At 61.9% G+C, this 24,229-nt stretch carries 22 protein-coding genes; 10 read left to right on the top strand and 12 right to left on the bottom strand.

From position 1 onward, the window contains the following. Positions 1-22 precede the first annotated feature (22 nt). The 5 genes from ACZ3GY_RS02575 to ACZ3GY_RS02555 all read right to left on the bottom strand — a co-directional run bounded on the left by ACZ3GY_RS02575 (position 23) and on the right by ACZ3GY_RS02555 (position 4,311). Positions 23-1,009 carry a TRAP transporter substrate-binding protein gene (locus ACZ3GY_RS02575; protein WP_465908824.1) on the bottom strand — a complete coding sequence of 329 codons (987 nt, stop codon included), beginning with the start codon at positions 1,007-1,009 and terminating at the stop codon, positions 23-25. 32 nt (positions 1,010-1,041) lie between these two features. Further along, complete coding sequence (locus ACZ3GY_RS02570) at positions 1,042-2,322, bottom strand: TRAP transporter large permease subunit (RefSeq protein WP_463563790.1); 1,281 nt, start codon at positions 2,320-2,322, stop codon at positions 1,042-1,044. Beyond that, positions 2,319-2,846 carry a TRAP transporter small permease subunit gene (locus ACZ3GY_RS02565; protein ID WP_463566194.1) on the bottom strand — a complete coding sequence of 176 codons (528 nt, stop codon included), beginning with the start codon at positions 2,844-2,846 and terminating at the stop codon, positions 2,319-2,321. Before ACZ3GY_RS02565 ends, ACZ3GY_RS02570 begins: the two co-directional genes overlap by 4 nt. Before the next feature lie 137 nt (positions 2,847-2,983). Next, positions 2,984-4,000: a 4-hydroxythreonine-4-phosphate dehydrogenase PdxA gene (locus ACZ3GY_RS02560; protein ID WP_465908823.1), complete on the bottom strand. Its 1,017-nt coding sequence runs from the start codon at positions 3,998-4,000 to the stop codon at positions 2,984-2,986. Continuing rightward, entirely contained in the window at positions 3,997-4,311 is a 315-nt protein-coding gene (locus tag ACZ3GY_RS02555; protein WP_465908822.1) for a hypothetical protein, read from the bottom strand. The genes ACZ3GY_RS02560 and ACZ3GY_RS02555 overlap by 4 nt, the downstream gene beginning before the upstream one ends. A 251-nt stretch (positions 4,312-4,562) precedes the next feature. Here ACZ3GY_RS02555 and ACZ3GY_RS02550 point away from each other — a divergent pair, with 251 nt between their 5' ends. The 5 genes from ACZ3GY_RS02550 (at position 4,563) to ACZ3GY_RS02530 (ending at position 10,466) form a co-directional block, all read left to right on the top strand. Beyond that, entirely contained in the window at positions 4,563-4,784 is a 222-nt protein-coding gene (locus ACZ3GY_RS02550; RefSeq protein ID WP_463563788.1) for a hypothetical protein, read from the top strand. A 112-nt stretch (positions 4,785-4,896) separates the two neighbouring features. Next, positions 4,897-5,850 carry a LysR family transcriptional regulator gene (locus tag ACZ3GY_RS02545; RefSeq protein WP_463563787.1) on the top strand — a complete coding sequence of 318 codons (954 nt, stop codon included), beginning with the start codon at positions 4,897-4,899 and terminating at the stop codon, positions 5,848-5,850. 109 nt (positions 5,851-5,959) lie between these two features. After that, complete coding sequence (gene plsB / locus ACZ3GY_RS02540) at positions 5,960-8,443, top strand: glycerol-3-phosphate 1-O-acyltransferase PlsB (RefSeq protein ID WP_463563786.1); 2,484 nt, start codon at positions 5,960-5,962, stop codon at positions 8,441-8,443. Positions 8,444-8,566: 123 nt separating this feature from the next. Further along, the gene (locus ACZ3GY_RS02535) at positions 8,567-9,655 is read left to right on the top strand and encodes a peptidoglycan-binding domain-containing protein (protein ID WP_465908821.1); all 1,089 of its coding nucleotides are present in this window, start codon (positions 8,567-8,569) and stop codon (positions 9,653-9,655) included. A 133-nt stretch (positions 9,656-9,788) separates the two neighbouring features. Further along, entirely contained in the window at positions 9,789-10,466 is a 678-nt protein-coding gene (locus ACZ3GY_RS02530; RefSeq protein WP_463563784.1) for a DUF4197 domain-containing protein, read from the top strand. Positions 10,467-10,517: 51 nt separating this feature from the next. Here the strand turns inward: ACZ3GY_RS02530 and ACZ3GY_RS02525 are convergent, their stop codons facing one another. Both ACZ3GY_RS02525 and ACZ3GY_RS02520 read right to left on the bottom strand, forming a co-directional pair. Beyond that, positions 10,518-13,610, bottom strand: coding sequence for an efflux RND transporter permease subunit (locus tag ACZ3GY_RS02525; RefSeq protein ID WP_465908819.1), 3,093 nt, complete (start codon positions 13,608-13,610; stop codon positions 10,518-10,520). Positions 13,611-13,616: 6 nt separating this feature from the next. Next, the gene (locus ACZ3GY_RS02520; protein WP_465908818.1) at positions 13,617-14,720 is read right to left on the bottom strand and encodes an efflux RND transporter periplasmic adaptor subunit; all 1,104 of its coding nucleotides are present in this window, start codon (positions 14,718-14,720) and stop codon (positions 13,617-13,619) included. Positions 14,721-14,810: 90 nt separating this feature from the next. Between ACZ3GY_RS02520 and ACZ3GY_RS02515 the strand changes: the two genes are divergently transcribed. Both ACZ3GY_RS02515 and ACZ3GY_RS02510 read left to right on the top strand, forming a co-directional pair. After that, on the top strand, positions 14,811-15,446 hold the full coding sequence (locus tag ACZ3GY_RS02515) for a TetR/AcrR family transcriptional regulator (RefSeq protein WP_465908817.1): 636 nt from the start codon (positions 14,811-14,813) through the stop codon (positions 15,444-15,446). Positions 15,447-15,547: 101 nt separating this feature from the next. Then, the gene (locus ACZ3GY_RS02510; RefSeq protein WP_463563780.1) at positions 15,548-15,940 is read left to right on the top strand and encodes a GFA family protein; all 393 of its coding nucleotides are present in this window, start codon (positions 15,548-15,550) and stop codon (positions 15,938-15,940) included. Positions 15,941-16,002: 62 nt separating this feature from the next. On the opposite strand, the gene ACZ3GY_RS02505 is transcribed toward ACZ3GY_RS02510, so the two are convergent. Beyond that, a complete protein-coding gene (locus ACZ3GY_RS02505; RefSeq protein ID WP_465908816.1) occupies positions 16,003-16,281 on the bottom strand; it encodes a hypothetical protein in 279 nt (92 codons plus the stop codon). 374 nt (positions 16,282-16,655) lie between these two features. Next, positions 16,656-17,243, bottom strand: coding sequence for a TetR/AcrR family transcriptional regulator (locus ACZ3GY_RS02500; RefSeq protein WP_465908815.1), 588 nt, complete (start codon positions 17,241-17,243; stop codon positions 16,656-16,658). 127 nt (positions 17,244-17,370) lie between these two features. On the opposite strand from ACZ3GY_RS02500, the gene ACZ3GY_RS02495 reads away from it, so the two are divergent. From ACZ3GY_RS02495 to ACZ3GY_RS02485, 3 genes are all read left to right on the top strand, one after another. Next, the gene (locus ACZ3GY_RS02495; protein WP_465908814.1) at positions 17,371-18,594 is read left to right on the top strand and encodes an MFS transporter; all 1,224 of its coding nucleotides are present in this window, start codon (positions 17,371-17,373) and stop codon (positions 18,592-18,594) included. A gap of 289 nt (positions 18,595-18,883) precedes the next feature. Continuing rightward, positions 18,884-19,747, top strand: coding sequence for a diguanylate cyclase domain-containing protein (locus ACZ3GY_RS02490; RefSeq protein WP_463563776.1), 864 nt, complete (start codon positions 18,884-18,886; stop codon positions 19,745-19,747). 230 nt (positions 19,748-19,977) lie between these two features. After that, a complete protein-coding gene (locus tag ACZ3GY_RS02485) occupies positions 19,978-21,018 on the top strand; it encodes a GGDEF domain-containing protein (RefSeq protein ID WP_465908813.1) in 1,041 nt (346 codons plus the stop codon). A gap of 84 nt (positions 21,019-21,102) precedes the next feature. On the opposite strand, the gene ACZ3GY_RS02480 is transcribed toward ACZ3GY_RS02485, so the two are convergent. The 3 genes from ACZ3GY_RS02480 to phnX form a co-directional block, all read right to left on the bottom strand. Next, complete coding sequence (locus ACZ3GY_RS02480) at positions 21,103-22,260, bottom strand: TIGR03364 family FAD-dependent oxidoreductase (protein ID WP_465908811.1); 1,158 nt, start codon at positions 22,258-22,260, stop codon at positions 21,103-21,105. A gap of 67 nt (positions 22,261-22,327) precedes the next feature. Continuing rightward, on the bottom strand, positions 22,328-23,347 hold the full coding sequence (locus ACZ3GY_RS02475) for a putative 2-aminoethylphosphonate ABC transporter substrate-binding protein (RefSeq protein WP_465908810.1): 1,020 nt from the start codon (positions 23,345-23,347) through the stop codon (positions 22,328-22,330). Between the two features lie 50 nt (positions 23,348-23,397). Next, the gene (gene phnX, locus ACZ3GY_RS02470) at positions 23,398-24,225 is read right to left on the bottom strand and encodes a phosphonoacetaldehyde hydrolase (RefSeq protein WP_465908809.1); all 828 of its coding nucleotides are present in this window, start codon (positions 24,223-24,225) and stop codon (positions 23,398-23,400) included. Positions 24,226-24,229: the final 4 nt, after the last annotated feature.

Below are 24,229 nucleotides of genomic sequence, written 5' to 3'. Positions count from 1 at the left end.
ACCGCGAAAGTGTGAACGGTACTCAACGCTGAGCGTCGATGGCCTCGAGCAAATCACTGCCGTGCTGCTTGATGAAGGTCTCACGCAGGGGCGCGGAAACGGCCTTGCGGAAGGCTTCGCGGTCGACGTCCTTCTCTATCTGCATGCCCTTGGCTTCAAGCTCGACGAGGAATTTGCTGTCATTCTCGGCGTTCATCTTGCGTTGCGAGCGGCCGGCGGCGCGGGCCGAATCGACCAGCAGTTTCTGCTGGGCAGCGGGCATGGCATCGAACTTCTCCTTGTTCATGACCAGGATCAGCGCGGTGTAGGCATGATGAGTCTGCGACAGGTACTTCTGCACTTCGTAGAAGCCCGACGACCAGGTGATACTCAGCGGGTGTTCCTGGGCATCCACGGCCTTCATTTCCAGCGCGTTGTAGAGTTCGGCCAGCGGCAGCGGCTGCGGGTTGGCGCCGAGCAGGCGGAAGGCCTCGATCTGTGACGGGTTGCTGGAGGTACGAATTTTCAGGCCCTTGACGTCATCCGGCACACGCACCGGTTTGCGCGAGTTGGTGATGTCGCGAAAGCCCACTTCCCAGTAGGCCAGACCTTTGAGGTTGTGAGCTTCCAGGTCGTCGAGCAGCTTCTGGCCGATCTCGCCGTCCAGCACACGGTAGGCATGCGCGCTGTCGGCGAACACGAACGGCAGGTCGAGCACCGACATGCGCGGGGTCAGGCCGCTGAAGTTGGGCGTGCCGGACATTTCCAGCTCGATGGTGCCGCCCCGTACGCCGGCAATCATCGCCTGGTCGTTGCCCAGCATGCTGTTGCCGTAGGGGCGTACAACCAGCTCGCCGTTGGAACCATCCTTGACCAGTTGAGCGAACTCCTTCGCTGCCACGCTCTGGGTGTCAGTGTCGGAGCCGGCGAAACCGAAACGCAGAGTGGTCGCCGCATCGGCCCGCCAGACCGAACACGCCAACAACAGCAGGCAGCCACACACACGCAGTTTGTTCTTGTTATTTTTCATCGTTTCTTCCTTGCAGTGAGGTAAACGGAGCGTTACGGGAGGAACCAGCGCATCGGCGTCATCACCAGCGCGGGGAACATGATCAGCGACGAGAGCACCACCAGATGGGCGAACAGGAACGGCATGACACCGCGCATCACGCCATCGAGGGGCACCTTGCCGACCCCGCTCATGACGCTGAGCACGTTGCCGATAGGCGGCGTGATCAACCCGATGGAGGTGTTGAGGATGAACAGGATGCCGAAGTACACCGGGTCGATACCGGCCATCTTGATCACCGGCATGAATACCGGCGTGAGGATCAGCACGATCGGCATCAGATCCATGGTGGTGCCCACCATCAGCACAATCAGCATGATCACCACGAGCAGCAGTTGTGGCCGATCGATCAGCGGCTCGAGCAGCCCACTGACCATCATCGGCAGTTCGGCGATGGTCATCAGCCAGGACGACACCAGCGCTGCGGCCACCAGGAACATCACCACCGCTGTGGTACGCCCGGCATCCAGGAAGACCTTGAACAGATCCCTGAACTTCAGCTCGCGGTAGACGAATAGCGAAATGAACAGCGCATACATCGCCGCCACGGCCGCCGCCTCGGTGGGTGTGAAGATACCCAGTTTCAGACCACCGATGATCAGCACCGGCAGCATCAGCGCCCAGATACCGTCGGTGAACGCCTTGTAGACCTCCGACAGTGGTGCCTTTTCACCGCAAGGCAGATCACTCTTGCGTGCCAACCACCACCAGGTTGCCCACAACGCCAGCCCCATCATCAGCCCCGGTACGATGCCGGCCATGAACAGCTTGGTGATCGATACACCACCCGCTACACCAAACACCACCAGCGGAATCGATGGCGGAATGACCGGCGCGATGATCCCGCCTGCGGCGATCAATCCCGCCGACCGATTCGGGTCGTAGCCGGCCTTGCGCATCATCGGCATCAGCATTGCTGCCACCGCGGCGGTATCGGCCACGGCCGAGCCGGACAGCGACGCCATGACAATGGCGGCGATGATCGCCACGAAGCCCAGGCCGCCACGCTTGTGGCCCACCAGCGCCATCGGCAAGGCAACGATGCGGCGCGACAGGCCGCCGGCGTTCATCAGCTCGCCAGCGAGCATGAAGAACGGGATGGCCAGCAGCGGGAAGCTGTCGGCCCCACTGACCAGATTCTGGGCCAGGATCTGCGCGTCGAAGGTATCGAGCTGAATCATCAATGCGACGCCCGCCAGCAGCAAGGCGAATGCCACGGGAATGCGCATGGCCATGGCACCCAGCAGGGAGCCGAGGAACACCACAATGGTCATTTCGTCACCTCGGAAATCAGCACGTCTTCAGGGCTCTTGGGCATCACCAAATCCGCAGCGACATGGCGAAACAGCAGCAGATACAGACGATTAAGGATGATTGCCGACATCGCTACGCTGCACACCACGCCGGCGGCGTACATCAGCCCCAGCGGCAGGCCGGCGACGGGCGACAGGTTGTCCATGTTGATGACCGTCTGCTTGTAGCTGCCAATCAGGAACAAACCGCAGCAGAACAGCATCAGCAGCTCGGCAACCACCGCGCAGACACGCTGGCCGAGGGGGGGAAGACGGCGATACAGCAGGTCAACGCCCAGGTGCGCATTGTCGCGTAGCGCAATCACTGCACCGATGAAGGTCAGCCAGACGAACAGGTAGCGGGCGCCTTCGTCCGACAAGGCGATGCCAGAGTTGAAGCCGTAGCGCAGCACCACGTTGAAGAACACCAGAACCATCATGGTGGCCAGGCAGAACACCACGATGCTCTCGAACAGACGTGAGAACAGCAGCGTTAGCAGACGCATGGCAGATCCTCCACCCGATCCTGTACGCCGCGCACAGAGCGGCTCATCGGCGGCCGCAGGGGCTGCCGATCATTGCGAAATGAGCTAGCCATGAATGGCTCCTTGTTATTGTTGTTCTCGAAAACTGCGTTGTTGGATCAGCCCCGCTGGCGACTTCCCATGCGGCAGGCGATCTCGAAGGCCTGACGGGTCGCGCCGACATTGGCCTTGCCCTGCCCGGCGATATCGAAGGCAGTACCGTGGGCCGGCGTGGTGATCGGAATCGGCAAGCCGCCCTGCACCGTGACGCCACGCGAGAAGCCCATCAGCTTGATCGCGATCTGGCCCTGGTCGTGGTACATGGTCACCACCGCGTCGAAGGCCTGGCTGTCGCCCTGCACCTTGAGAAAGATGGTGTCACCCGGGTACGGGCCAATGGCGTCGATACCCTGCTGGCGAGCGCGCTCCACCGCCGGGCCGATGATGTCCAGCTCCTCACGCCCGAAGCTGCCGTTGTCGCCGTTGTGCGGGTTCAGCCCGCAAACGCCGATGCGCGGTTTCTCCATGCCGCTACGTTTGAGCGCCGTGTCGATCAGGCGAATCGCTTCGATCACCCGATCCTGACTGAGCATGCCCGGCACCTCGGCCAGCGCTACATGGGAGGTCACCCGCGAGGTCCACAGGTTGTCGAGCACGTTGAACTCGCAGAACGGGCCATCGAAGCCCAGATACTCGGCGAACCAGTGCAGTTCATCGCTGTGCCCCATGCCCGCCATGTGCAGCGAGGTCTTGTTCAACGGACCGAACAGGATGGCATCGGTGGCGCCAGCGGCAGTCAGACGCAGTGCCTGTTCGAGCGTGTCAAGGCTGTAGCGTCCGCCGATCACGCTGGCTTCGCTGCGCGGAAACTCACCTTCAGCAGCGCCACGAAACGGCAGCAGCAGCGGCGTATCATCGGCAAATTCCAAGGTCTCGGTTGAATCGATGATGCGGTAAGGGAACGACAGCCCCGCGATATCCATGCCGCGACGCACTTCCGCCTCGTCGGCGATCAGCAACACCTGGGCCTTGCGGCGTACTTCCGGCTCGGCGAGCAGACGAGCGATCAGCTCAGGACCGATGCCGGCCGGGTCGCCCAGTACCATGGCCAGGCGGGGAAGGATTGGCTTGCTCATACAAAAGTCCTCAGGTCGGCCGACATCCCCAACGGGCGGATGACATCGGGCACGGTGCGGTAGAGGCGCCGTGCGTTACGGTAAAAAAGCGATTGCTGCTGCGCGCGAGGCAGCACGACGTCCAGGCTCAGGCTGAACTCGCCAATGCTGGCTGGCTTGCCGATAGACAGAAGAGCCCTGTCGATCAGAGCGATAACGGGGAGTACGAAAAGGATGACGAAGAGACGCCAGTATGCGCGGGGCAGCCTACTGGTCAGTGGCTGATCCAAGGGTGCGCGCACCTGCAGGGCAACAGGTTGAGCCTGGGCCATGTGAAGTACCTCTACGTTGTTGTTTTTGTAGTGCCGGCCGGCAGATGGCCGCTGGGCTGAGCCAAACTATCGGCCTGCCCAACGATAACCGTCTAATCAAAGCTGCTCATAAGGACATAGCCTGAGGTTATCGCTCGGGAAAATCCAAGAGATAACCTCAGGCTATCGGACTATCAGTTATTTTGAGTAGACGCTTATCGCGTCGCTTCGCACACTCCGGGCAATCCCTAATAACGATAATGAGATAAGCCATGCACATTGGCCTGATGCGTTATGAGCCAAGCCTGCCGCCCATCCAGGCCCTCTCGACGGCCGCCGTGGCGAGGTTCTGCGAGCTGATGCAGATCTTCAGCACCCTGGGTTATACGCTCAAGACACTCGGTTATCCCATCATTCCAATCCCCCCCGCGGCTGCGCCCAGTGACAACACCATGGCCGTTGCGCACTCCAGGCAGACAAACCATGCCTCGTGATCGTCAGCAAGCCGGGTTATTCCTGGCCACCGCAACCGGACGCTCGCTGATGACTGGCGAGCGCCGCGATTTCTTGTCACCCTTGGCCAATTCTCCAATCACGAGCCGCGCCATGTCCCGCATTCCAGACGCCAGCATCATCCACAGCCGCCTGCGCCTGCGGCAGCTGCGCCTGATGCTGGCCCTGCAGGAATTTGGATCGCTGCGCAGGGCCGCCGAAGAAATCGGCATGACCCAGCCAGCAGCGACCAAGATGCTTCACGAAGCGGAAAGCCTGCTGGGCGTCGAACTGTTCGAGCGTCTGCCGCGCGGCATGCGCGCCACGGCTTTCGGCGAAACCGCGATCTATTACGCAAAAATGATTTTCGCTGAACTGTCAGGCATGCGCGAGGAGTTCGCCGCGCTCGAGTCCGGCAACCTCGGGCGGGTCACCATCGGCGCGATTCCGGCGCTGGCCTCGGGTCTACTGACACGCACCATCGCTACCCTGAAGCAAAGCCACCCTCGGCTGTCCATGAGCATTCAGGTCGACACCAGCGACGTACTGGTGCAGGCCCTGCAACAGGATCAACTGGACGTAGTGCTCGGCCGTATTCCCGATGGCGCACGCACCGATGATTTGTTGTTCGACAGCCTCGGCGAGGAAACCCTCTGCGTGATTGCCGGCGCCCAACATCCGATGGCAAGCGCCACGCATCTGACCTGGGAAGAACTGCAGGATATGACCTGGGTGCTGCAACAGCACCCGAGCCCGATGCGTACCATCATCAACCAGGCGTTTCACAATGCGCGGGTCGACATTCCCAGCAGCATCGTCGAAACCACCTCGATCATGACCCTGCTGTCGCTACTGCAGCAGACCGACATGATCGGTGTGACCCCGGTATCGGTGGTCAACGATTACCCCGGCAAACACCTGCTCACGGTGCTACCCATCACCTTCGAGCCACGCCTGCCGCCTTACGGCCTGATTACCCGGCGCCACCGCATCCAGTCGTCAGCCATGCAGGCTTTCATCAATGCGGTCAAGGAAGAGCACGCGACAGACCAGCCAAGTAGCGGTTAAATGAAGTTTCCCCGACGAAACACCAACCTTTACAAGATTTTGCCGCCAGAGCAGTGATCCGGCACACTAACGCCCCCGGGCCCAGGCTCGTTGCCGTAGCCAGAACCGTATGACCCGCTCCCCGCTTCGCCGTCTTGCATTCGGTACCCTGCGCCGCCTGCTGTACCTGTGGGTGCGCTCGGAAACCATCAACCAGTCGGCGTTCACTCTCAAGCTCGACCGCAGCAAGCCGGTGTTCTACGTGCTGCAGCAGCCTTCGGTGAGTGATCTGGCGGTACTCGACCGCGAATGCACCAAGGCCGGTTTGCCACGGCCGGTACTGTCGGTAGCAGTGGGCGACCTGATGGAGCCGGCGGCGTTCTTCTACCTGACTCCGGAGCCCGACTGGCTAGGTCGCCAGGACAAGCGCGGCATCTCGCCGACCTTGCAGCGGATGGTCGCCGCCCTGGGCGAAAACAGCGCGGAAGAGGCGCAGATCATTCCGGTCAGCGTGTTCTGGGGCCAGTCGCCGGATCATGAAACCAGCGCCTGGAAACTGCTGTTCGCCGACAGCTGGGCCGTCACCGGTCGCCTGCGCCGCCTGGTCAGCATTCTGATTCTCGGCCGTACCACCCGCGTGCAGTTTTCCACACCGATTCAACTGCGCGAGCTGATCGCCCAGAACAAGGGCGAAGAACGCACCCTGCGTATGGTGCATCGCATCCTGCGGGTGCACTTTCGCAACCAGAAGGCCGCGGTCATCGGCCCGGACGTGTCGCACCGGCGTAACCTGGTCAAAGGCCTGGTGCATGGCCCTCAGGTTCGCCAGGCCATAACCGAGGAAGCCGAGCGCGAGAACATCTCGGCGCAAAAGGCCGAAGCCCTCGCCCTGCGTTACGGTAACGAAATCGCCTCGGACTACACCTACACGGCGATCCGCTTTCTCGAGCTGATCCTGTCCTGGTTCTGGAACAAGATCTACGACGGCATCAAGGTCAATCACATCGAAGGCGTGCAGGACATCGCCCAGGGTCACGAGGTGATCTACGTGCCCTGTCACCGCAGCCATATCGATTACCTGCTGCTGTCCTACCTGCTGTTCCGCAACGGCCTGACACCGCCGCACATTGCCGCCGGTATCAACCTCAACATGCCGATCATCGGTGGTCTGCTGCGCCGCGGCGGCGCCTTCTTCATGCGCCGCACCTTCAAGGGCAACCCGCTCTACACCGCGGTGTTCAACGAGTACCTGCACACCCTGATCAGCAAGGGTTATCCGGTGGAATACTTCGTCGAAGGAGGCCGCTCGCGTACCGGTCGCATGCTGCGGCCGAAGACCGGCATGCTCGCCATCACTCTGCGCAGTTACCTGCAGAGCCATCGCCTGCCAGTGGTGTTCGTGCCGGTGTACATCGGCTACGAGCGCGTGCTGGAGGGTCGCACCTACCTGGGCGAACTGCGCGGTGCGAGCAAGAAGAAGGAATCGATCTTCGATATCTTCAAAGTCATCGGTGCGCTCAAGCAGCGCTTTGGTCATGTGTGGGTCAACTTCGGCGAGCCGATCAAGCTCGACAGCTTTCTCGACGGGCAGCAGCCGGACTGGCGCGACCAGAACCTGGGACCGGACTATCGCCCGGCGTGGCTCAACGAAACCACCAACCGCCTCGGTGAGCGGGTGGCTCAGCGCCTCAACGAGGCAGCGGCGATCAACCCGGTCAACCTGGTGGCCCTGGCGCTGCTTTCCACTAGCAAACTGGCTCTGGATGAGCGCGCGCTGACCCGCATCCTCGACCTGTATCAGAGCCTGCTGCGCCGCGTGCCCTACTCGCCACATACCACCTTGCCGGAAGGCGATGGTCTGGCCCTGATCGAATACGTGCGCGGCATGGAATTGCTTTCCGAGCAGAAGGATGCCCTGGGGCGCATCCTCTATCTGGATGAGCAGAACGCCGTCCTGATGACCTACTACCGCAACAACGTGTTGCACATCTTCGCCCTGCCCGGCCTGCTGGCGAGCTTCTTCCAGAGCAGCGGGCGGATGAGCCGCGAACAGATCCTGCGCTTCGTTCACGCGCTGTATCCGTACCTGCAGGCCGAACTGTACATCCGCTGGTCTGCGGACGAGCTCGAAGGCGTGGTCGATCAGTGGTTGGAGGCCTTCGTCGAACAGGGTCTGCTCAAGGTCGAGAACGACCTGTACGTGCGCCCGGCGCCGAGCTCGCGGCACTTCGTGCTGTTGACCCTGCTGTCACGCGCCATCGCCCAAACGCTGCAGCGCTTCTATATGGCCAGCGCACTGCTGCTCAATGCCGGGCAGAACAGCATCAGCGCCGAGGAGCTGGAAGACTTGTGTACGGTCATGGCCCAGCGCCTGTCGATCCTGCATGGTCTGAACGCCCCGGAATTCTTCGACAAGAGCCTGTTCCGCCACTTCATCCAGACCCTGCTCGACCAGGGCGTGCTGCGCAAGGACGAAGCCGGCAAACTCAGCCACCACCCGGAGTTCGCCGAACTGGCCGAAGGCGCCGCCAAGCGCGTGCTGCCAGCGGAAATTCGTCTGTCGATCCGCCAGGTGACCATGGATCGCAGCGAGGAGTTGCTGGACGGACTCTAAGCCTGAGGGCTGGGGTCGAGCCGTCATGTCGATCTGACACGACGATAGGCTTCGTCCGTTATTGAGCTTTACGGCAACAGTCCCTAAGATGCGTCGTTGGGGCCATCTAGGGCAGGGATTTTCGTGCGTTATTACACAATTCTGGGATCACTGGCGATCATGGTTTCGGGCTGCGCCATGCAGCCTTCGGCCACATCGACCAATAACGAAGAAAAGCCGGTACAACCGGTTCCAGTTGCTCAGCAAGCCGCTGCCGCGCCCGCAGCAGCGCAGCCGACACCAGCAGTAGCGCCAAGCGTTCAGCCCGCAGTGGCCAGCCCGTCGGTGCCTGCAGCGAGTGCCCAGGAGCCTCAGGAATACGAAATCCAGCCGGGTCAGTGCTGGGTTCATGCCCAGGTCAGACCGCGTCCGGTGCAGAGCACCCAGGAAGTCGTGATCAAGGACTCGGTCAACAAGATCACCGTCACCCCTGCCGAGCTCGACAAGGGCTTCAAGCAGGTGGTCACCCGTGAGGGCACCAAGACGTATCGCATCGAACCGCCGACCTACCGCGTGGTATCCGAGCAGGTGAAGATCCGCCCTGAGGTCAAGCGCTTCATCGTCGTGCCGGCGGTCTACGAAAACACCCAGGAAACCGTCACCCTCGAAGAAGCCAAGACCGTACTCGACCAGTGTCGTGCAGCCGGCACCCGCTACTCGAGCGGTACCGGCGCGATGTCGTTCTGTGCCCGTCAGGTACCGGCCAAGCAGGAAGTGGTCAAGGTCAAGAAACTGGTTTCCCCGGAAACCGTACGCGTCGAGACCGACCCGGCCCAATACAAGAGCGTGACACGCTGGATCGTCGACAAGCCTGCCCAAGCCGTCGAAGTGACGCTGGATCCGGAATACACCAAGGTCGCCTCCACCGAAGTGGTTCGTCCGGTCGAAGCCAACCAGATCATCGTCCCAGAAGAGAAGCGCCAGCTGCAGGTCACCCGCTTCGAAGGCAACGCGCGCATCGTGTCGCGCCAGACCATCTGCGATGGCGATATCAACGACAACCTAGTGACCCGCCTGCAGCAGAGCCTGGTCAAGCGCGGCTTCAACCCGGGCACAGTGGATGGCAAGCTCGGCAAGCGCACCCTCGACGCGCTGACCGAATACCAGACCGCCAATGGCCAGGCCGTCGGCGCGCTGACCCTGGAAAGCCTGACCGCTCTCGAAGTCCAGTAACGATGTACCCGGCACGCCCTCAGGGCGTGCCGTTTCCCCTCTAGCGCTTCGCCCCTTCCCTGCTCAACCTTCGCCGAGAACATCGACAGCCTGCTAAGCTCGCTGCATATCTCACCGCTCGAAGGTTACTGCCATGCTCCGCATCCCTGTTCTCGTCGCCGGTCTGCTGCTGTCCGCCAACGTGTTCGCCCTGTCGCTTTCCGATCTCAGCCAGAAGGACGCCAGCGGCGGCCTGAAAGATGCCCTCACCCAAGGCGCCAAGGTGGCCGTGCAGCAGCTCGGCAAGCCGGGTGGTTTCAGCGGCAACCCCGAGGTGCGCATCGAGCTGCCGGGCAACCTCGGCAAAGCTGCCAAGACCATGAAGATGATGGGCATGGGCGCTCAGGTCGAGCAGCTGGAAACCAGCATGAACAAGGCCGCCGAAGCCGCCGTGCCGCAAGCCCAGGCCCTGCTGGTCGACGCCGTTAAGAAGATGACCGTGCAGGACGCCAAGAGCATTCTCTCCGGCCCGCAGGACTCGGCAACTCAATACCTGAACAAGAGCAGCCGCGAGCAGATCCGCGCCAAGTTCCTGCCCATCGTCAAGCAGGCCACCGATCAGGTCGGCCTGGCGAAGCAGTACAACAGCTTCGCCGGCCAGGCAGCCACCTTCGGCGTGCTCGACGCCAAGAGCGCGAATATCGAAAGCTACGTGACCGAACAGGCACTCGATGGCCTGTTCGAGATGATCGCCAAGCAGGAAGCCGGCATCCGCGAGAACCCTGCGGCCGCCGCCACCAGCCTGGCGAAGAAGGTCTTCGGCGCGCTCTGAAACATCGGTCATACACCTGACCGCGCACCCGGCGCGGTCAGGCACTTGCCGTCAGGTGTCGCTTACGGCTTGCAACTTGTCGCCGGGTTTGACCCTGAACCATCCCGCGTACAGCGCGGGCAGGAACAACAGGGTCAGCGCCGTGGCCACGATCAACCCCCCCATGATCGCCACCGCCATCGGCCCGAAGAACACACTGCGCGACAGAGGAATCATCGCCAGCACCGCGGCCAGGGAGGTCAGCACAATGGGCCGGAAGCGCCGTACCGTGGCTTCGACGATGGCATCCCAGGTATCCAGCCCCGCGGCTCTGTCCTGCTCGATCTGGTCGACCAGAATCACTGAGTTGCGCATGATCATTCCTGACAGCGCGATGGTGCCCAGCATGGCCACGAAACCGAACGGCTGACCGAACAGCAGCAGGAACAGGGTCACACCGATCAACCCCAGCGGTGCGGTGAGAAACACCATCGCCGAACGCGAGAAGCTCTTCAGCTGCAGCATCAGCAACGTCAGCACCACCACGATGAACAGCGGCACACCGGCATTCACCGAGGCCTGGCCCTTGGAGGAATCCTCCACCGCACCGCCCACTTCCAGCAGGTAGCCATCCGGTAGGCTCGCGCGCACTTCGGCCAGCGTCGGCAGAATCTGCTGGGTCAGCGTCGCCGGCTGCTGCGGGCCGTAGATGTCGGCACGTACGGTCACCGTCGGCAAGCGGTTGCGGTGCCAGATCACCCCTTCCTCGAAGCCGTACTCGAGGGTGGCGATCTGTGACAGCGCCACGCTCTTGCCGCTCTCGGTCGGCACCGCCAGACTCGGCAGCAGTTGCAGGGCCTGACGCTCCACTGGCGTACCGCGCAGGAGGATTTCGATCAGTTCGTTGTCCTCACGATAATCGCTGACCGACGAGCCATTCAAAGAGCTGCGCAGGAACTTCGACACGTCAGAGGTACTGACGCCCAGCGCCCGGGCGCGATCCTGATCGATGTTCAGGTACACCACCTTGCTCGGCTCTTCCCAGTCCAGGTGCACGTTGACCACATAAGGGTTGTCACGCACCTTGTCGGCGACCTGCCGGGCCAGCCCGCGGACTTCGTCGATATGCTCGCCGGAAACGCGGAACTGCACCGGGTAGCCCACGGGTGGCCCGTTCTCCAGACGCGAGATGCGCGTACGCAGACTGGGGAACTCATCATTCAACACGCCGATCAGCCAGCTGCGCACCAGCTCACGATCCTCAATGGTTTTCGCCAGTACCACGATCTGCGCGAAGCTGGTTGCCGGCAATTGCTGATCCAGTGGCAGGTAGAAACGCGGCGAGCCGGTTCCGACGTAAGCCACATAGTTATCCACACCGGGATGCCCGGCCAGGCGCTCTTCGAAGCGTCGTACCTCGGCCTCGGTGGCGATCAGCGAAGCGCCTTCGGCCAGCTTGAAATCGACCATCAGCTCCAGCCGCCCCGATGCCGGAAAGAACTGCTGCGGCACGAAGCGGAATAGCAGGATCGAGCCAACGAACAAGGCCAGGGTCAACACGATGACCGTCTTGCGGCGTCGCACGCACCAGTTGATCACCCGCCGCACGCGCTTGTAGAACGCCGTGTCATAGGGGTCGTGCCCAGCAGCGCTGCCGCCGTGTTTCTGGGCAGCCTGCTTGGCCAGATCTGGTAGCAAACGCGCCCCCAGGTAAGGGACAAACATTACCGCAGCGACCCAGGACATCAGCAGCGCGATGGTCACCACCTGGAAGATCGACCGGGTGTACTCGCCGGTACCCGATTGCGCCGTGGCGATCGGTAGAAAGCCTGCGGCGGTGATCAGGGTACCGGTGAGCATCGGAAACGCCGTACTCGTCCAGGCGAAGCTCGCCGCCTTGAGGCGGTCGTAGCCCTGCTCCATCTTTATCGCCATGATCTCCACGGCGATGATCGCATCGTCCACCAGCAGGCCCAGAGCCAGCACCAGGGCGCCCAGGGAAATCTTGTGCAGGCCGATGTTCAGGTAGTACATGGCGGCGAAGGTCATCGCCAGCACCAGGGGAATCGACAGTGCCACCACCAACCCGGTGCGCAGGCCCAGGGAGAAGAAGCTCACCAGCAACACGATGATCAGCGCTTCGGTGAGCACTTTGACGAACTCACCGACGCTGGTTTTCACCGCTGCCGGTTGATCCGACACCTTGCGCAGCTGCATGCCTGCCGGCAAGTTGTTCTGCAAACGCGTGAACTCACCCTCCAGCGCCTTGCCGAGCACCAGAATGTCGCCGCCGGGCTTCATCGAAACGGCCAGGCCGATGGCATCCTCACCCATGAAACGCATGCGCGGCGCGGGGGGATCGTTGAAGCCACGGCTGATCTCGGCCACGTCACCAATACGGAAGGTACGATCGGCTACGCGGATGGGGAAATCGCGGATCTGCTCGACTGTCTCGAAACTGCCGCTGACCCGCAACTGCACGCGGTCTGAGCCGGTCTCGAAGAAGCCCGCCACGGCCATCGCGTTCTGCTGCTCGAGGGCCTGCTGCACGGCAGCGAGCGGCAGGCCGAGGGTGGCCAGCTTGGTGTTGGACAGCTCGATCCAGATCTTCTCGTCCTGCAGGCCGACCAGCTCGACCTTGCCGACGTCCTTGACCCGCTGTAGCTGCAGCTGCACGCGATCTGCATAATCCTTGAGCACCGCGTAATCGAAGCCGCTGCCGGTCAGGGCGTAGATATTGCCGAAGGTGGTGCCGAACTCATCGTTGAAAAACGGCCCCTGAATGCCGCCTGGCAGGGTATGGCGAATGTCACCGATCTTCTTGCGCAGCTGGTACCAGAGTTCAGGAATCTCGTTGGAGTGCATGGAGTCGCGGGCCAGGAAGGTGACCTGGGATTCACCGGGCCGCGAGAAGGACACGATGCGCTCGTACTCGCCGGTCTCCATCAGCTTCTTCTCGATGCGCTCGGTGATCTGCCGCGCCACTTGCTCGGCCGTGGCTCCGGGCCAGTTGGTTTTCACCACCATGGCCTTGAAGGTGAATGGCGGATCCTCGCTCTGCCCGAGCTTGGAGTACGACAGGACACCGACGATGCCCAGCAACAGCATGAGGTACAGGACGATCTGACGATGATGCAGCGCCCAGGCGGAAAGGTTGAAGGACATCGACGCTTACTCCTTCGCCGCCAGGTCTACCGCTCGGTTCTGCCGATCCACGGGACGTATCTGCTGCCCGTCCAGCAATACCTGTACGCCGGCCACCACCACCCAGTCGCTGGCCTTCAGGCCTTCCAGCACCGGCACCTGCTTTTCACCATAGGGGCCGACCCGCACCGCAGTGCGCTTGAGCTTCGAGGTTTGCGGATCGACCACCCAGACGTAAGGCTGATCCTTCTCGGCGGTCAGTGCCGACAGCGGCACTGCCAGCGGGACATCGCCGTTACGGGCGATGAACACCCGTGCGCTCTGGCCGATTTCCACCTGCGCGTCGCGCTGCTGCAGGGCGATGCGTGCAGCGTAGGTACGCGAGCGCGGATCAGCCGCCGGCGACAGCTCACGGATACGCCCAGCCAGTCGCTCGCCAGGCTGCGACCACAGCTCCACGGCGACGTCCTGGCCGACGCGCAGACTACCGATCACCTGCTCGGGCAGGTCGATCAGCACCTCGCGCTCACCATCGGCCGCCAACACGAACACCGTTTGGCCGGCTGACACCACCTGACCCACCTCGGCGCTACGCTGCACGATAACGCCACTCTGCGGCGCCTTGAGCACCGCGTAACCGGCCTGGTTATCGGCAACATTGAGTTCGGCACGCACCTGACGCAGGCGAGCCTCGGCGGCGCGGAAGGTGTTTTCGGCGCTGTCGGACTGCGACTTGCTGATCATCCCGCGCTGCTGCAGGGTGCGGTAGCGGTCACGCTCGGCCAGCGCCAGTTGCAGATTGGACTCGGCCGATTGCAGCTGGGCACGGGAGGCATCCAGCTGTAGGCGCACATCCTGCGGATCGAGTTCGGCCAACGGTGCCTCTTTGTCGACCCGCTGCCCCACCTCGACCAGGCGCTTGGTCACCTTGCCGCCAATGCGGAACGCCAGCTCGGGTTCCAGCCGCGCCCTTATCTCACCAGGGTAAACATCTGCCAACTCCGCAGCCAATTGCGGCTGCGCCACCATGGCGGGACGAATGCCCGGCTGCGGCGCCTCCGCATTGCTGCAGGCGGCCAGGGACAGGACAAGACAGACAGGCACAACGCGAGACAGAGCATGGCGGAACATGATGAGCGTCCTTTCAAGGAACTTTTAATACTTGTACTGCTCGGTATAGTAAAAATAGCGTACTCGCCAGTCCAGTATTAAGATAGCCCGATGTCGAATACTTCGTTGCCCCCCAGCGGCCCCGGCCGCCCCAAAGATCCCGCCAAGCGCGAGGCCATCCTCGAAGCCGCCAAATGCCTGTTTCTGCGCTACGGCTATGCCGGCAGCAGCATGGACGCCATTGCCGCCCACGCGGGTGTTTCCAAGCTCACCGTGTACAGCCACTTCACCGACAAGGAGACGCTGTTCTGCGCGGCGGTGAAGGCCAAGTGCGAGGAGCAGTTGCCCGAACTGTTCTTCGAGCTGCCCGAACATGCCGACGTGGAAGCGGTGCTGCTGAATATCGCCAGCGGCTTCAGTCGCCTGATCAACAGTGCCGAATCCGTCGAACTGCATCGCCTTATGACCAGCCTCGGCAGCAAGGATCCGCTGCTCGCTAAAGTCTTCTATGAAGCCGGCCCACAGCCCCTGCTGGCGGAAATGGAGCGCTTGCTGAGCAAGGCGAATCAGAATGGCCAGCTATCCATCGACTCGCCCAAGGTAGCCGCGGATCAGTTCTTTTCTCTGTTCAAGGGCTGCGCCAACTTCCGCCTGCTGATCGGTTGTGGCGCGCCCCAGAGTGCGGCCGAGCAGGAGCAACATGCTCAGGAAGCAGTACGGATGTTCCTGCGCGCCTACCGGGCCTGACCGCCCCTCGTTCTGCGTCTGGCTGCTACCGTCTACATCACGCTTGCAGTTGCGAGTGGCAGCCAGTGTGTAGCCTGGCTGGTCGGTCAGAGGAGGCGCGTATGGATCGATTCACCGGTGGCTGCCTGTGCGGCAAGGTACGCATCGAAGCCCGGGGCCTTCCCTACCGGGTCGGTATTTGCCACTGCCTCGACTGCCGCAAGCATCACGGCGCGCTGTTCTACGCGGCAGCGGTATTTCCTGAAGGTGCGGTGACTATCAGCGGCGAAACGGCGGATTACGCCGGGCGCTGCTTCTGCCCCCGCTGCGGCTCATCGGTTTTCGCCCGTAGCGCCGATGAAATCGAAGTGCATCTGGGCGCACTCGATGCGCCAGACCAGTTGCTGCCAACCTACGAAAGCTGGACGACCCGGCGCGAGTCCTGGCTACCGCACTTCCCCTGCAAGACCCACTACAGGCACGACCGTGAGGCCACGGATCGCATCGAGGATTGAGGAGGCGTCAAGCCCCTTGATTCCCACCAAAGAGACCAGATGAGTCAACGCCGAGAGACGAATCACGCTTCGTTATCACGAGGCTCGTCAGCTTCACTATTTTCAGACTCTTTGTCTTCCGGCGCCTTGCCATCGATCCAGGAGTTGGTCGCTTCCTGGGCGTCATCGACCTGCTTGCTGAACTGCTTTACCGATTCGCTGAAGGTGTCCTTGGCAATTTGACTGGCGCTTTCCTTGGCATCTTCAACGGCTTTATTGGCAGCGTTTTCCGCAGCATCACACCCGCTAAGAACAATGATGCTCAAGGCACCGATTGCCAGGTAATTGAGTCGAGATTTCATGTAGGCCTCATTAAATGCGTAGTCGAACTAGAGCTGTCGAACGGGCGCAATTATTGCGGCGGGAAATGTAGAAATTTCGTCAAAACACCTGGCCTGGAGCGGGTGCATTTGTATCGCCATGTTCTGAACCGCGGAAAGATCCACACGAGCAAGCAGCTCTAGAAGTATCGCGCGGTGATGCCCGGAAACCCACTACACGCGATTGGACAGGCATCTATGGCAATGACTGCAAAGCGCGCATTCCTTCGAACCGTTTTGCCTGATTTGGCGGGAGCAAACTCAGGGCTTTCCAATCGATAGCGGTGAATGACCCATTGCCTGCTTTGCCCAGAACAGGTGAAGAGAAAACGTAGACAGATGCCCTGCCCGTGCAATCACCGCTCGATAAGCAGGCCTCTGAGCAAGAGTTCCAGAGCAGCCATGCTCTGTGCCAGCCGGGCGTTGCCATCTTCACCGCTGGCGATCCAGAAGGCCGCCTCGGCGAGGCTGCCATTGATCAGCAATGCCAATGCCTGCGGATCAACGTCATCGACGATCCCCTGCTGGATCAGCCCTTCGATCAGTTGCTGCAGGGAGCGGATGCACTGCTGTTGAGAATCGGGCGTGGCCCCTCCGAGTACGGCACGCGCGTCACGCAGCACGATGCGCTGGATTTCAGGCTCCAGGGCCATTTGCAGATAGGCCCGACAGCGATCACGGAATCCCGCCCAGGCATCGCTGCCGTTGTCGGAGATAGCCTGCAGGCGCGCATCCATCTCAGCGTCGATCTCCGCCACTACCGCGGCCAGCAAGCCCTGCTTGTCGCCGAAGTGATGATAGAGCGCGCCGCGAGTGAGGCCCGCTTGCGCAGTTAGATCGTCCATCGAAGTCTCGGCATAACCGCGTTCGCAGAACACCTTGCGTGCGGTGGACAGCAAGGCTGAACGGGTTTTCTCCATTTCGGCGCGGGTGCGGCGAGCCATCGTTTTCTCCTTAGAGCCAGGCAAACCATTATTTACATACGAAACGTATGAATCTATGATTTTATACATACCTACCGTATGTAAGCGATCGCAGGCCCCTATGGTGGCCATGAAAAAGGAGAATGAAATGGCCAACCCCTACCTGGGGCTGTTCACTGCGCCAGGCTCGAAGGGCTTCGTGCTAGCCGGGCTGATTGCGCGAATTCCGTTGCCGATGACCGGAATCGGCATCATTACCCTGCTGGCGCAATTACGCGGTAGCTACGCGCTGGCTGGAGCGGTGGCGGCCTCTTTCGTGCTGGCCTATGCGCTGCTGTCGCCACAGATTTCGCGTCTGGTCGATCGCCACGGTCAGTACCGGGTATTGCCTGTTGCTGCTGCAGTCTGCATCGCTGGCTTGGCGTTGCTACTCGCCGCGACCTGGCTACAGATGCACGACGCATTGCTGTTCATCGGCGCACTGATGGCGGGCGCCATGCCGAGCATCTCGGCGATGATACGGGCCCGTTGGACGGCCATTTACCGTGGCCAGCCGCAATTGCAGACCGCCTTCTCTCTGGAGACCGTGCTCGACGAGGTGACATTCGTGGTCGGGCCTCCACTGTCAGTCGGGTTGAGCGTGGCGGTGTTTCCTCAAGCCGGCTTACTGGTCGGAATGCTGTTGCTGGCGATTGGTGTGTTTGCGCTAGTCGTGCAGCGCGCGAGCGAGCCGCCAAGCGAGACGGGGGACACTGCCGCTACTCGCTCCAGCTCGGTGATTCATCTACCTGACGTGCGTCTGCTGACGCTGCTGATGGTGGGCCTGGGCATCATCGTCGGCACTGTGGATATCGTCAGCGTGGCGTTTGCCGATGAGGCAGGCAACCCGGCGGCGGCGAGCCTGGTGCTATCGGCCTATGCAGTGGGTTCCTGCCTTGCAGGCCTGGTTTTCGGCGCCCTTACGCTATGCACACCGATGCACCGCCTACTTTTCCTCGGCGGCTCTGCAACGGCGCTTACCACGCTGCCCCTGCTGCTGGTCGACAGCATCCCGACACTGGCTGCCAGCGTCTTCGTCGCGGGTCTGTTCTTCGCGCCCACGATGATCGTCGCCATGTCCCTGATCGAGCGCGCCGTACCGCAAAGCCAGCTCACCGAAGGAATGACCTGGCTGCTGGCCGGATTGAACGTCGGCGTAGCGGCAGGTGCATTCGCCTCGGGTCAGGTAGTCGACCTTGCACAGGCCTCTGCGGGTTTCAGCGTGGCACTGTGCGGGGCCGCCGTGGTGTTGCTGAGCGCACTCGTGGCTTACCGGCGCTTCGCGAATCGAGTGAGCCGGTGTGACGGCAATCCTGCCCAGCCATCAGTCTAACTGGCGGCCCACGGGCTTCTGAAAATCGTGGTATTGGATTATCAGCGCTCTCCGACAAACACGCCGAAGATGGCTAGAGAAGCAAAGGCCAGAATCTTGGCCCAGCCGTCTCGCCAAGGTTTTTTTTCACGCCAGCTAGTTAGGGCGGCATGACTCTGTGTAGGCTGTCCTGGCGCGCATAACTGCCGCAGCACCTGGCACATGCCTGCCGGTCAGCTGCAGGATCATTCGCCGCCTCTCTTCGCGATCGAACCGTGAGCAAGCGCCCTAAACCGGACAATCCTGACTTATGCCCGTTGACCTGCAAGCGCTCTACCCCAAACTGATCCACCTGATGCTGGACACGGTGTTTGTGGTCGATAGCGACAACCAGATCGTATTCGTCAGCGCTGCCTGCGAGGCGCTGCTGGGTTACCGTGCCGACGAGCTGATCGGCACCACGATCACCCATTACATGCACCCGGACGATCTGGCGGCCACCAAGGCCTCCATTGTCCGCGTCATGAATGGCCAGCCCCACTTCGATTTCCGCAACCGTTACATCCGCAAGGATGGCGGCATCGTCTACATCCTCTGGGCTGCCTTCTGGTCTGAAGAGGTGGGCGCACGGATCGGTGTCGCTCGCGATGTGACAGCCCTCGCCAAAGCCGAAGAGGAATTACGTTTCCTCGCCCATCGTGACCCGCTCACCAAACTGACCAACCGCTCGCTGTTCAATGATCGGCTGGCATCGGCGCTGCGAGCGGCACACCGCCACAACAGCAATCTGGCGCTGCTGTTTCTGGATATCAACGACTTCAAGGGTATCAACGATCTCCACGGGCATGCCGCGGGCGATCAGGTGCTCTGCGTGATCGCCCGCCGGCTGGAAAGCTGCGTGCGCGAGACGGATACGGTGGCCCGCCTGGGCGGCGACGAATTCACCGTGCTGTTGACGGATATCCAGTCGGAGAGCGCCATCAGCGAAAAGGTGGAGCAGATTCTTGCGGCAATGGCCGAGCCGTTGGGCGATGAATTCGACGGATTGAAAATGCCCTCCTGCAGCATCGGCGTGGCCCGCTACCCTGCGCATGGGGAAGATGCCGACACGCTGCTCAGCCATGCGGATGGCGAGATGTATCGGGTCAAAAGGCAGCGTTCTACTACTCGGTAACGAGCCCGTGGAACACCGTTGAAAATGCCAATACCACGCGACACTTCGTTTTCAGCGGCTCATCAGGGCGACGAATTCATTTAATCTACCCCGCAATCTGCGCGCACTCTCTGCCCGCTAGCATGAGCAGATCAACCATGATAATCAGTACCCGTGAAGCACGCCTGCTCACGCAAGACGGTTACTGAAACACTTGATAGGCGCCCGAACATTTGGCGAGGTAGTAAAAAATGTACGGCCCTGAAGAAAGTTTTGAGCAGAAGTCGTTTGTACAACTGCGTCCCCTGGTACTCAGAAGCGACATTCTGGCGGCAGTAGCGGGCTTTCTGGTGCTCGTGGTGGTCGACGCGACACACGGCATATCCCCCCTTCTCTACAGCTACTGCCTATTCACCACACTCGCCTGCTACCTCACTTATCGGGCGACCACGACGCGCCAGTTATGGCTCACCGACTTGCTACTGGTATGCACCACCACGGCATGCCTGGGCTCGATAGCGAACGAGGTGGGTAATCCCATCACCTGGTTCTTACCCATCGGCTTAGTCATGAGCTTGCCGGTTTCGGCGATGCATGTTCGTCCATGGCACGCGTTGAGTACCGGGGCCGCGGTTTGGGCCACGTTGTTCTACGTGGTGCAACCCAGCTTCGAGCGCCAGCTGGATCGGACCCTCACGCTGATGCTCATCCTCGCGAGCATGCTGGTGGCCATGCTGGTGTGCCAAACGTTTTGCCGCATACGTAAAAACGTTTTCGACTTGCAGCAACAGCTTCATGACATGGCCTACAAGGACACCCTCACCGGCCTGCCCAACCGGCGTGCGTTCATGGAGGCGCTTACCGAAACCGCCACAGATAACGCGGCGACAACCCAGCTGTTTTTCCTGATGCTCGACATCGACGACTTCAAAAAGATAAACGACAGCTTCGGCCATGAGGTCGGTGATCGGGTATTGGTAGAAGTGGCCAAGGTGCTCAAAGAGCAAAGCAGCGGGCATAGCTTCGCGCGTCTGGGTGGCGAAGAATTCGCAGTCGCCGCCCACGTGGCAGATTTGGCAGCGGCACAGGGTCTGGCTCAGGGCATTGTCGACGCAGTCAACTCGCACCAGCTGTATGGCCTCAGCTTGTCGATCAGCGCGGGCCTGGCAGAACGCGAACAGGGGGAGCCCCTTACCAGCCTGATGCGCCGCGCTGATCTGGCGCTGTATGAAGCCAAACACGAGGGCAAGAATCGCTACGCCACGGCTGCCCACGTGGCCCCTGTCGCCTGATCGCGCAGAAGCGGTGGTCGGCCAGCCATCATGGCGTAGGCACTATCTGCCATCGGGCATGACGCCATAACACTTAGCCAGCCCTCACGCCGGGTGCGCGTCCGGCCACGCCCCTTCGCCAAACAGTGCCGCAACGGTTCGCTCGCCCAGGCCGAGGCCAACGCTCATGCCCAAGCCGGTGTGCATCAGCACCGCAGTCACGCCCTCGGCAGCACGCGACACGCTGAATGGCCCTGGGCCGCGCGTACCGTATACGCCCTGCCAGCGCTCGAGCACCTGCAGGCGCCCGCCCAGGGTGTGCTCAGCCAGTTCGATGAGCAGATCATCCACGCCCTCCTCGTTGAACGGTACGGCATCGCTGCCGTAGTCGTGGGAGTCGCCGATGATCAGCTCACCGTAAGGCGTCGGGCTGATCAGCAAATGAATGCCGCGCTCTTCCAATATCGGGTAATCGCGGCGTATCTCGGTGCGGATCGCCTCTGCCTCGGGCAGATCGCTGAAGGCGCCGTAATGCACGCAGCTCAGTCCCGTGAGCACCGCGTGCTGCAGATCCAGCGGCTGCGCCAGCCGAGCCCGCATCATCTGCAGGCGACAGACCGACGGCTGTAACCTGGCCATCTGCTCGGCCAGCAAGGTCTGATAGTCGTGGCCGGAGCAGACGACGATGTGCCGTGCCGAAAAGCGCCCCGCCGTGGTCAGAGCACTGCCGGGCTCGACGTCCCGTACCAGCGTCGAAAAGTGGAAGTCGACACCCTGGCCAGCCAGGTAATCGATAATCTGTGGCAGCGCTTCCCGGGAGAACAGCTGCTGGTCGTCCAGGCCATGCAGGGCTGCACGGTGATGGGCGAAGCGGCCGTCATAAAGACTGTCGAGGGCTGCCCCGCGTAGTAGTTCGGTGCGGTAGCCAAGCTCTTGGGCACGACCGGCGCAGAATGCCGACAGCATGGCCTCTTCGGCTTCGGTGCGGGCCAGCACCAGGGAACCCTGTTTCTTCATCGACAGCCCGGCGGCCGCGCCCAGCTGCGCCCAAAGGCCATGGGACTGGCGCGCCAGGTCGAGCATCGGGCCGGGAGCCTGGCCGGTCACCAGGGCCTGACCAAAATTGCGAATAGATGCACCCAGAGGCGTGTAGCTGCGTTCGAATACGCGAACCTTGAGGCCGCGACGAACACCCGCCCAGGCATGAGCAAGGCCCAGTATCCCGGCACCTACGATCAGCAAGTCACAGTCGTGCTGACTCATGGAAAACTCCTCGAAAGGGGACGTGGCCGCCGGAGCGGCCAGCAGATTGAAATGAAGAGCGCGCGGGTTACTGGCTGACCGGTTCGGACTTGCCGTCATAGCGCTTGCGCCATTCGGCGAGAATGCGGTCGCGGTTCTCCGAGGCCCAGTCGAAGTCGTTGTTGATCAGGCGTTGTTCGTAGTCGGCCGGCAGCTCCTGAAAACGCTCGGCGATGCCCGGCTGAGCCAGGACGGCGAAGTTGGCCTTGTACAGTTCCATGGCCTCCCGGCTGGCAGCGAAATCCGCAAGCTTCCTGGCTGCATCCAGGTGCCGAGTGCCCTTGATGATCGCGCTCGCTTCGATCTCCCAGCCCAGGCCCTCCTTGGGCAACACGATGGCCAGCGGCGCACCCTTGCGCTTGAGCTGAATGGCTGGGTACTCGAACGATATGCCGATGGGGAACTCGCCGGCGGCTGCCTGCTTGCAGGGTTTGGAACCGGAATGGGTGTACTGGCCGATGTTCTGGTGCAGCTTGTCCATGTAGGCCCAACCGCCGTCTTCGCCGAAGATCTGCAGCCAGGCGCTGACGTCCAGGTAGCCGGTACCGGAAGACGCCGGGTTGGGCATGACGATCTTGCCCTTGTAGACCGGATCGGTCAGGTCTTCCCATTTGGTCGGCTTCGGCAAGCCCTGTTTTTCCGCCTCGATTGTGTTGAAACAGATGCTCGCGGCCCATACGTCCATGCCCACCCAGGACGGCGGATTGTCGCTGTCGCGGTAGTTGGCGCCGATCTTGTCCAGGCTGGCCGGCGCGTAGGCTTCGAGCATGCCCTGCTGTTTGAGGATGGCCAGGCTGGAACCCGCCAGGCCCCAGACGGCATCGGCCTGCGGGCGATCCTTCTCGGCCAGCAGCTTGGCGGTGACGATACCGGTGGAATCACGTACCCACTTGATGCGGATATCCGGATGCTGCTTCTCGAATGCCTGCTGGTAAGGCTTGAGCTGTTCGACTTCCAGCGCGCTGTAGACGGTCAGTTCGGTGGCGGCCTGGGCATGCAGGGCGCCGGCGGCGAGCAGGCCAGCGGCAAGGGCGATGCGCTTGAACATGGTGTGGTTCCTGTGTGCGAGGGATGGGCGTACGAATGGGGAAGACGGACTCAGCAGCCTTGCGGGATTTCGCCGCGAGCCAGACGAGCGTTGATGGCATCGATGACCGGCGGCAGATCGGCCAGGGTGTCGATCAGGTAATGGGGCTGGCTGTCAGCGAACAACGCATCGATGCGCTGACGCTCGGCCTCCAGGCGCTCGGTAGGCAGCGCCTGGTACTGCTCCCAAGTGAGGCCGAGAAAGTTGCCCGAGAAGCGCAGCGCTACCGTCCACATGCCAGCACCACGGCCTTCGAGAATGCCGGGCTCGGTGTCATCGACCTTGACGCAGGCGGCCACGTCGTCGAGCCCCAGAGCGATCACGTTGGCCAGCGCCTGAGCGGGGCTCGGGCGGCCCTTGGGCACTTCATCGGTGGCGACGACATGGTCCGGGCGATAACCGGCCGCAGCCGCCAGCTCGACCACCTGTTGCATGACGACCTTCGGGTAGCCTGAACAGCTGCCGATTTTCAGGCCGCGTTCACGCAGGCTTGCCACCGCCTCCAGCGCTCCGGGAATCGGTGCGGAATGCTCGCCGACTTTGGCGATCTGCAGCGGCATGAAGCGCTCGTAGATGGCGGTCACGTCGGCATCGCTCGGTAGACGCCCAAAGCGACTCTGGAAGCGCTCGGCGACCGCAGGCTGGTCGCACAGGGTACGGATGTGATCCCACTTGCCCATGCCCATGGGGCCGCGGGCCTCAGCGAGGCTGATCTGTACGTCGAACTCGGCGAACGCCTCGACGAAGATGCGGGTCGGGGCGAAGGAGCCGAAGTCGACCACGGTGCCCGCCCAGTCGAGGATGACGGCCTGCAGATGATCGGGGTGCTGGTAGCGCATATAG

It is taken from the genome of Pseudomonas sp. PME37.24/006, from assembly GCF_055556635.1.
Note: the sequence above shows the minus strand (reverse complement) of the source record. Positions and strands in the feature narration are given on the sequence as shown.